The 8,540-nt window shown below is 64.3% G+C and carries 8 protein-coding genes and 1 pseudogene; 5 read left to right on the top strand and 4 right to left on the bottom strand.

Annotated elements, in window-relative coordinates:
* Positions 1-3: 3 nt before the first annotated feature.
* Together QZ753_RS00270 and QZ753_RS00275 are read right to left on the bottom strand one after the other, a co-directional pair.
* Positions 4-435, bottom strand: a complete 432-nt coding sequence (locus QZ753_RS00270; protein ID WP_294640144.1) for a hypothetical protein — start codon at positions 433-435, stop codon at positions 4-6.
* Entirely contained in the window at positions 435-1,118 is a 684-nt protein-coding gene (locus QZ753_RS00275; RefSeq protein ID WP_294640146.1) for a hypothetical protein, read from the bottom strand. The genes QZ753_RS00270 and QZ753_RS00275 overlap by 1 nt, the downstream gene beginning before the upstream one ends.
* Between QZ753_RS00275 and QZ753_RS00280 the strand changes: the two genes are divergently transcribed.
* The gene (locus QZ753_RS00280) at positions 1,069-2,643 is read left to right on the top strand and encodes a hypothetical protein (RefSeq protein WP_294640148.1); all 1,575 of its coding nucleotides are present in this window, start codon (positions 1,069-1,071) and stop codon (positions 2,641-2,643) included. The genes QZ753_RS00275 and QZ753_RS00280 overlap by 50 nt on opposite strands.
* 113 nt (positions 2,644-2,756) lie before the next feature.
* Positions 2,757-3,551: a hypothetical protein gene (locus tag QZ753_RS00285; RefSeq protein WP_294640150.1), complete on the top strand. Its 795-nt coding sequence runs from the start codon at positions 2,757-2,759 to the stop codon at positions 3,549-3,551.
* Between the two features lie 32 nt (positions 3,552-3,583).
* On the opposite strand, the gene QZ753_RS00290 is transcribed toward QZ753_RS00285, so the two are convergent.
* Complete coding sequence (locus tag QZ753_RS00290; RefSeq protein WP_294640152.1) at positions 3,584-4,087, bottom strand: hypothetical protein; 504 nt, start codon at positions 4,085-4,087, stop codon at positions 3,584-3,586.
* 479 nt (positions 4,088-4,566) lie between these two features.
* On the opposite strand from QZ753_RS00290, the gene QZ753_RS00295 reads away from it, so the two are divergent.
* Positions 4,567-5,298 carry a hypothetical protein gene (locus QZ753_RS00295; protein ID WP_294640154.1) on the top strand — a complete coding sequence of 244 codons (732 nt, stop codon included), beginning with the start codon at positions 4,567-4,569 and terminating at the stop codon, positions 5,296-5,298.
* 139 nt (positions 5,299-5,437) lie between these two features.
* Positions 5,438-5,974, top strand: coding sequence for a glycosyltransferase (locus QZ753_RS00300; RefSeq protein ID WP_294640156.1), 537 nt, complete (start codon positions 5,438-5,440; stop codon positions 5,972-5,974).
* Between the two features lie 28 nt (positions 5,975-6,002).
* Here QZ753_RS00300 and QZ753_RS00305 read toward each other — a convergent pair whose 3' ends face one another.
* On the bottom strand, positions 6,003-6,260 hold the full coding sequence (locus tag QZ753_RS00305) for a DUF2188 domain-containing protein (RefSeq protein ID WP_294640158.1): 258 nt from the start codon (positions 6,258-6,260) through the stop codon (positions 6,003-6,005).
* Positions 6,261-6,621: 361 nt separating this feature from the next.
* Between QZ753_RS00305 and QZ753_RS00310 the strand changes: the two are divergent.
* Positions 6,622-8,540 (top strand): annotated as a pseudogene (locus QZ753_RS00310) (hypothetical protein); the annotation flags it as partial.

Consider the following 8,540-nt stretch of genomic DNA (forward strand, 5'->3'; position numbering starts at 1 on the left):
CCGTCAGCCTCCGAACGCGAGCGAGTAGGCGATGGCCGAGCGCGAACGCGTCGCGATCGCCGCCATCTCGGTGCGAAAGTCGTTCATCTCCGCCTCGATCTCGGCCGACAGGTTGTCGATGTTGATGTTGACGGCGCCGGTCTGCTTCGGGCCGCTGCCGACCTGGACGGACGTCACCGGACCGCCTTCGATCAGGAGCGCCGCGACGGCCGCCTCACCGGCGAGCCGCTCGGTCTCGGCCAGCGCGAGGCGGACCTCGCGCACGACGCCCCGCCCGAACAAGGCGAGGTCGCGCAGGACCGCCATGAACAGGCCGCCGGCACCGCGCGGGGCGCCGCGCCCGAGGCCGAGCGGGTTGGCCGGCGTGTTGTCGTTTTCGTTGTAGCCCTCGGCGAGGCGGGTGCCGGCGCCGGTCTCATCTGGCGTCAGTGCCATCACAGAAGTTCCTTCAGTTCGAAGCCGAGATTGGCGCGCGGGCTCTGGACCAGCTCGTAGTCCTGGAGCCGCCGGAGGCGCGCGAAGAAGCTGGTGGTGGTGAGGTTGCGGGCGTCGTCCGGGTCGAAGACGAAGAAGATTTCCTCGTGGACGCCCGCCTTGCGCTGGAGGCCGAAGCCCTGATCGAGCAGCTCCTGCCGGTCCATCATCCGGAAGGCGACGTTCCAGACGCGGAAGACTGCGCGCGGATCGGCGACGTCGCGGCCCGACATGGTGGTCTCGACGTTCGTCGGGTCCTCCGGCCGCAGCGTCGGGCCGCGCTCAACGCCCTGGCTCGGTTGCCAGCCGGTCGCCGCGAACAGGCGGCCGATGTCGAGGTAGCCCGCCGCGTTGCCCTCGTCGAAGATTTCGACACGCCAGTTGGGGATCGAGGACGGCTCCGGCAGGACGTGGATCGCGTTGCGCGTTAGCCCTTCGATGTCGCGGGTCAGCGGCTTCTGATCCCACCAGTTCTCGTCCTCGATCGACAGGTCGCCCGTCCATGCGATCGTCGGGAAGGCGTCGAACTCGGCGCGGTAGGCCGGCGAGTAGTAGGAGCCGCTCTCGTACCAGCCGGTGAGCCGGATCCGGGCGGTGACCGAGAAGTTGTGCGCGCCGAACCTCGGCAACGGCCAGAACGACAAGGCCAGCTTCTCCGAGCGCCGCGACAGTCTCGGCCGTTCGATCGGCATCTACGACCGGCCCGAGCACCTGTCGATCGACGAGAGCGCGCCGGCGCTGGCGGCCGGCTTCGTGAATGTCTGGTTCAACCAGAAGGGCGCGCTGGTCTCGGGCGGTGGCGACACCCGGCGCCACTTTCAGGACCGCGAGCACGGCGGCGCGGCCGCGACCGGCCAGCGCCTCGTGATCGGCGCCGACGCCAACGGCAGCAATGCCCTCAACGGCGGCTTCCGCGAGCTGATCGTCTACCAGTCCGCCGTGCCGATGACGGACGAGGAGTGTCAGCGGATCGCGATCGGCCAGTCCACGCGCTGGGCGACCGCCCCGACGGTCTGGGCGAACCGCTACTTCATCATCGGCTCGGGCCAGTCCAACCAGAACGGCCAGTTCTCGGCCGCCGCCTCGGGCGACGGCACCGCCGGCACGGAAGCGGCCTTCCGGCGCTTCCGCCCGAAGCTCGCCGAGACGCTCGGCCTCGCCGCCGAGCGCATCCTCGCGGGCTCCGCCAACTTCACGATGATCGGCGGCATGCCGATGCTGAAGCGTGCCATGCCGGGCGACGCGGCCCGCGAGTTCTACTTCTGGGACGAGGACACGAACGCGCCGGGCACGCTCTGGACAACGGCCACCAGCAACGGCGCCGGCAATACGAAGGCCTATCTCGATGCGATCCGCTTCCTGAAATACAAGCGCGTCGTGATCGTCCACGCGCAGGGCGAGGAGGACGCGGCCTCAACGATGGACGCGGCCCGCGCGCAGGCCTGGGCGCAGCAGACCTACGCCTACCTCGACTTCATACGGACGTATATCGGCCAGCCCGAGGCGCCGATCGTGATCCAGCCGCTCGCCCGCTACGCCGGGAAGGAGAACGTCAACCGGATGCGGCGGCTCCAGCGGAGCTTCCTCGCGGCACAGGCGAACGTCTTCCTCGCGCCCGACACCGGCCACGCCGCGCGCGGCACGAGTAACGACTGGAACGCGCACTTCGGCAAGCTGGGCTCGGGCGGCTTCGACCAGTCGACCGGCGGCGCAGAGGACGGCTACCAGCGCGTCGCGTGGCAGAACGCCAAGGCGGCGGCACACGCGCTCCACGTCGTCCAGGGCAAGGACATCGCGACCAACGACAACTGGCGCGGGCCGGAGGTCGTCGGCGCTGCGAAGTCCGGGACGAGCACGATCGACGTGACGATCGTCTATCCCTACGGCTCCGGCGGGGCCGACTTCTCGACGCCCTCCGGCCAGTACGGCGGATGGCGGGTGTTCGATGCGAGCGATGCCGAGCTGACGGTCAGCGGCGTGACGAAGGTGAGCGCGTCGAAGCTCCAGCTCACGCTTTCGGTCGCGGTGCCGGCCGGGGCCAAGGTCGTCTACGAGCCGAACTTCTCGTCGGGCTCGGCCGAGGGCGCGAACGTGCGCAACCAGATCGTCGACGACAACGCCGAGCTGCCGCTGCCGTTGGCGTCCTCGGCGATCCTCCCCGTCGGGTGATCGTTCTGTCGGATGGAAATGTCCGCGCCGGCGACGTGGCAGCGCCGTCGTCTTTCATCCGCTCGCCGCCTAGAATGTGCTTTGTTCGGTCTGCCGAGCGAAGGGAGTTTCTGATGGAATCGAAGGCCACGCGATCATCCAAGCGTAAGGACCGGAACTGGCTCGTTATTGCGCTTCTACTCAGCGGCCTTTTTGTCTTCGCTCTTATCCTACTGGCTGTGTGGCGATCTCTCGGGTGTCCGGGAGGCGAGAATCAGATGCTTTGCACCCTTCAGGCCAATGAGGTTGGCGATCTTATTGCCGGAGCTTTCGCACCTTTGGCGTTCGTTTGGCTGGCGACGGCAGTGCTCATTCAGGCGCAGGAGCTGAGAGCGACGCGGGAAGAATTGGCCCTCACTCGCGAGGAATACTCGATGAGCCGTGGGGTTATGGAGGAGCAGGCTTTGGAGGCCCGCCGACAGGCCGAGTTCATCGGCACACAAACCAGCATTCTGACCGAAGAGCAGGAGCAGCGACGGGAGGCTTTGGCCGACGACGCCTTCAAATTCCGATACGAGCAGCTACAGAACGCTTTAAACGATGCGCGCCACGTTGCCATGTCGACAGAGAACCTTTCCCGGCATCTGCTTTTCCCTCGCACCGGTGCCGGATTTCAAAGATTGTCTCGTACGCTTTGGGCCGTGACAAACGATATCCAAAATGGCGCCGCCATTTTGGAGGAGCCGGAAGACAGCTATTTGTCAGTAAGCAATGCGGCGCTTCACGCAATGGAGTTGTTCGAGCCGACGTCGCCTCGAATGAAAGATCGCATGGGTCATGAGGGCTTCGAGGAATTCGTTTTAACGAGCCAAGCGTTCACAGATGCCGTTTTGGACCGCTTGATACAGCAATCGAAAGAGACCTACTAACTCCCTCCAAAGGGGATCATCGTCGGTCGGCGTCATTCCGGAATGACGCCGATCAGTTTCCAGAGGCCGATGCGGGCTCGGTTCCACGTGTCCTGCTCTTTGCCGGCATCTAGGAGTCGAAGCGCTTCAAGGTAGGCTTCGACAGCGGCCTCCGGCTGTCCGACCTTCACCCTGCACTCGGCGATCGACACCCAGCCTTCGTTTCGCATCTTCAAAATCAGGAGACGGTCTTCAGTCGGTGCGTTCATCTGGTTGATGAGCGACGAGGGGAACGCCGTGATCCGAGGGCTTTCGAGGACAGACCGCGCGCCCGCATAAATCAGGGCTGCGTAAACCTCAGCCTTCTTCACGAAGCTGTCGAGCGCCGGCAGCGCTGCCTCGCAATTGTCGGCGGCCAGAGCGTCGTCGGCTTCCTTCTTCACCGTAGCGAGCTGGTCGGCCGTTACCAAAACGTCGGCAGGATCGACATCCTGCGCGACGGCCGGCAGCGCCAGCGGGGGAGTCAGGCAAAGGGCGAGCAGGGCTTGGCGCAGCATGGGGACCGGTCGTCGATGGGACTCTTCCCATACATCAGCTAATGGACTGCGCTCTCGCAAACGCTGCGTTAGGACATCGTTAACGAGCGTTCGAAGAGGCTTCCAAATGGCCATGGACCACATTGTCATCACCGTCATGGCCTGCCTCGCAAACTGCGCTCCGACCAAGGTCCGCATCTGGGATGGCGCCCCCCGTGGGTGGGTGAGAACAAGATTCGCATGGCCGACTACGACACGCCCGAGCGGGGGAGCCGGGCGCGCTGCAGGAACGAACGGGAAAAGGCTGGAGTGGCACGCCAGCGCCCCGCAAGGATCCTTACTGCAGCGAAGCGTGTCAAAGTCGGGGGAACCAAAAGACACATTCAGTCTCTCTCCCTACGTGCTGGTAAGAAAGCTTTGATTTCGAGGCGTTACAGCTTCCGGTGGTATCAACCCCTTGGCAGAATCCGCCGAACCACCGTGAAGAAGGTGTCAGCCTCATGTCGCCTGATGAACTCTACCAACGTCTGGGTCAGCTAGCTGCGACCGTTCCGTCATTTGAGGACAGGGACCTACCGCCCGACGAGATCAAATGGGTCGGAACTCTGGCTGCACTTTTAGAAGTTGATGGAAGCCGTATAGAGTCGACAGATGTGAAATTAGCGATGCGGAATGGATTGACGTCATCGTTGCGTGACGTTCGGGTCTCAGCGAAAACTTCGATCTTTCAAATTCTATTTCTGAAGCTTGCGCAGGTTGAACTGAACGTCCCAGCCGTGAGTCGGGGCGCCTACATCCCAGCTGGGAGTTCCCACGACGCAATGGCTGCAATCCGGAAAATCCTAGAGGAAGCGAAGGATAACGTTCTGGTAGTCGATCCTTATATGGATGCGAACGCCCTCACTGAGTATGCGGTCCAAGCGCCAGAATCGGTTCGCATTCGGTTCCTCACCGATCATCACCATAAGAAGCCTGGTTTCTCTCCGGCAGCGAAAAGCTGGGTTCAGCAGTACGCATCGGCACGTCCTATCGAGGCGAGGGAGGCTCCTGGAAAGTCATTGCACGACCGACTCATGATCGTGGACGACACCACCGCCTATGTGCTCACTCAGTCCCTGAATGCATTTGCGAAAAGGGCTCCTGCTTCGATCCTCAAAGCTGACCGTGAGTTAGCTGCTCTCAAAGTCGAGGCCTACGGACAGATTTGGTCGGCGGCTTCCAATCTCCTGTAAGCACGCTGTCCATCCAGCTTCAGAGGTTCATACCTTTCGCTTGCGCAAGCTGAACGTCATTCAAAAGGCTTTGGCTGGCGTGGCGGCGAAAGCATTTCTGCGCGCATTTGAAGTGACGTTCGAGTGCAACTGATTTGTCGTGCTACACCTCGGCTACCGGATCGGCACCATCGCATCGCCGACCTCCGAGATCGCGCCCGCGCGCTTTCTCGACTGGCGCAACCAGCGCACGCGCTGGATCAAGGGATGGTGCCAGACCTGGCTGGTGCACATGCGTGATCCGCGGCTCGCCTGCCGCCAGCTCGGCCCCCGCGCCTTCCTGACCTTCCAAATCCTGTTCGGCGGCATGATCGCGGCAAGTCTCATGCATGTGATGTTCGCGGGGCATCTCCTCGCGGCAGCCTACGCCTATCTCGCGAACGGCGAGGTCTACCTGTCGGCCGGGGTCCTCGCTGCGGTCGACGCCTTCAACATCGCGCTGGCCTACGCGGTCTTCATCCTGACCGCGCGCCTCGTCGCCAGCCCGAGCGAGCGCCCGCTGCTCCGCCGGCTCTGGTCGTTGTGGTTCTACTGGCTGATCGTCAGTCTCGCGGGCCTGCGAGCGATCGGCCAGCTCTTCCACGCCCCGCACATGTGGGAGAAGACCCCGCACCGCGAACCGGCCGCAAGGTCCTGAACCGCCGCCATTCGGGCGACGCGACGGGTCAGGCGCGAGGCGCCTCGCCGTCGACCACGTCGGCATGGGGCCGGTCGTCGCCGCGCGCGACCTCCTCGTGCCAGACGCCGCTGCCATCCTGATACTGGATGCCGGCGGTCTCGCCAGCGAGTTCCTGCCGCGACGAGGCATCGCGCGCGGCGGCCAGAGCCCGGTCGTGCGTCGGGAAGGTCTCGGAAAACACGTCCCCGACCTTGTAGGCCCATCCGCCGTCGTGCTCGACGATCTTGTAGTGGATGTCGGACATCGGTCTCCTCCATGCAGTGTCGACTGACATGCAGAACGCCGGCCCCGTCGGCGCGTTCCGGAAAACGCCACGGATTTCCGCCTCGTCCCCGGCCGGTCCGATACAGCCGGGCGTTGCAGGATTGCCACCAAGTTGCAATCAGAATTGCCCCATGCAATTTTCGGTTGCATTGCCCTTGCGAGTCGTCCTTATCTGCGATTGCAACCTTAGGTAGGTTCATCAATCGCAACGGCGCTCTCCCGGCGTGTGGAGAGCCGCGCATCGTGGGGGCGTCATGCCGCTTGGAATTATCAGTGACATCGTTGGCGATGTCGTGGACGTCGTGCAAGGGGTTGGTAACGTTGCCGTCGATCTGGTGTCCGTGGACCCCGATGCTACGCTGACCATTACGGGCCTCCAGCCCGGCGGCGACATTCTCAACCTTGAGCTGAGCGATCTGGATGTTGTCGGACTGGCTCAGGTGGACGGCGACGTCCGTCTCACCCTTAACAACGGTCTCCAGATTCTTCTGGCTGACATCGACATCAACGCGCTGAACGGCCTCCTGCAGCTTGATGGCCAGCTCGTTCTGCTGCCGGTCGACGGCCTCGCCGAAGGCACGGACGGCGACGACCTCATCATCGGCACCGACGGCCCCGACACCCTGCTCGGCGGCGAAGGCAACGACACGATCCTCGGCCTCGGCGGCGACGACGTCATCGAGGGCAACCAGGGCGACGACACGATCAACGCCGGCGAGGGCGACAACACCGTCTACGGCGGCCAGGGCGATGACACGATCTCCGCCGGCGGCGGCGACAATCTCGTCTACGGCGGCGAGGGCAGCGACACGATCACCATCGAAGGCGACGGCAACAACACCGTCTACGGCGGCACCGGCCCGAGCGATCCGACCGATGGCGACGATGACATCTCGATCATCGGCAACGGCGACAACCTCGTCTTCGGCAACGGCGGCGACGACACGATCGAGATCGACGGCATCGGCAACAACACCGTCTACGGCGGCGACGGCAACGATCTGATCATCGTCGGCTCGGACGGCTCGAACGGCGACAACCTGATCTACGGGGGCGGCAACGACAACGCGACCCTCGGGCCCGCGATCGACGTGCTGATCGAGTCGGGTCTCAATCTCGGCGAGTTCGCCGAGAACATCGGCGAAGCCGGCATCGACGCGATCATCGTCACCAGCAACGGCGACAACACCGTCTACGGCGGCAACGGACCGGCGGACGCCGAAGACGGCAGCGACGTCATCTTCGTCCAGGGCAACGGCAACAACCAGCTGTACGGCAACGGCGGCAGCGACCTCGTGGCCGTACTCGGAACCGGCGACAACACGCTCTACGGCGGCCTCGGCGGCGACGTCCTGCTCGCCGGCACGCTGAACGGCCTCGTCAACGACTCGCCGGTCGGCGGCGGCTCGAACCTTCTGGTCGGCGGTGCCAACGACGCGTCGAGCTACACCAGCCTCCTGCCGAACGGCTTCGATCTCGGCAACGTCACCGACATCATCGAAGACATCATCGGCCGCGTCGATCCGACCGGCGGCGTCGACGTGATCGCGGTGCGCTCTGACGGCGACAACACGGTCTATGGCGGCGACGGCGCGGTGGACGCCGAGGACGGCGCCGACGTCATCGTCGTGCTCGGCGACGGCGACAATCTCGTCACCGGCAACGGCGGCGACGACCTCATCCTCGTCTCGGGCTCCAACCTCTTCAACCAGGGTGCGGGCGACAACACGGTCTACGGCGGCGACGGCGACGACAACGTCACCGTCAACTCGAACCGCGCTACCGTCTATGGCGGCACGGGCGACGATCTCCTTAGCGTTTCGTTTGACACCGAGGCCCTCGTGGTCGGCGGCTCGGGCGAGGATGCCATCGAGGTGTTCGGAAACGGCGATGCGACCGTCTACGGCGGCGGTGCGGACGTCGATCCGGAAGACGGCGACGACGAGATTTCGGTCGGTGTTTCTGGCAGCGCGCTGATCTTCGGCAATGGCGGCGACGATTACGTCGAATGGGAGTCGAGCGAGGCCACCGTGTATGGCGGTGACGGCGATGACACCCTCTACGGCGGCCTCGTCTTCGGTGAGGGTGGAAATCTCACCGGCAAGTCCCTCGTCTACGGCGGCGCGGGCTCCGACGTGATCGATATCGACGCCTACGACGACGTGACCGTCTATGGTGGCACCGGCAGCGTGGATCCGACGGACGACGCGGACGACATCTACGTCGAAACCTTCGGCAACGCCCTGGTCTTCGGCAACGG

Source organism: uncultured Aureimonas sp. (assembly GCF_913775355.1).
Lineage (GTDB): Bacteria > Pseudomonadota > Alphaproteobacteria > Rhizobiales > Rhizobiaceae > Aureimonas.

Coding starts and splice junctions, on each gene's coding strand:
- QZ753_RS00285 (WP_294640150.1), top strand. CDS start 2,757: ATGGAATCGAAGGCCACGCGATCATCCAAGCGTAAGGACCGGAACTGG.
- QZ753_RS00305 (WP_294640158.1), bottom strand. CDS start 6,260: ATGTCCGACATCCACTACAAGATCGTCGAGCACGACGGCGGATGGGCC.
- QZ753_RS00295 (WP_294640154.1), top strand. CDS start 4,567: ATGTCGCCTGATGAACTCTACCAACGTCTGGGTCAGCTAGCTGCGACC.
- QZ753_RS00270 (WP_294640144.1), bottom strand. CDS start 435: ATGGCACTGACGCCAGATGAGACCGGCGCCGGCACCCGCCTCGCCGAG.
- QZ753_RS00290 (WP_294640152.1), bottom strand. CDS start 4,087: ATGCTGCGCCAAGCCCTGCTCGCCCTTTGCCTGACTCCCCCGCTGGCG.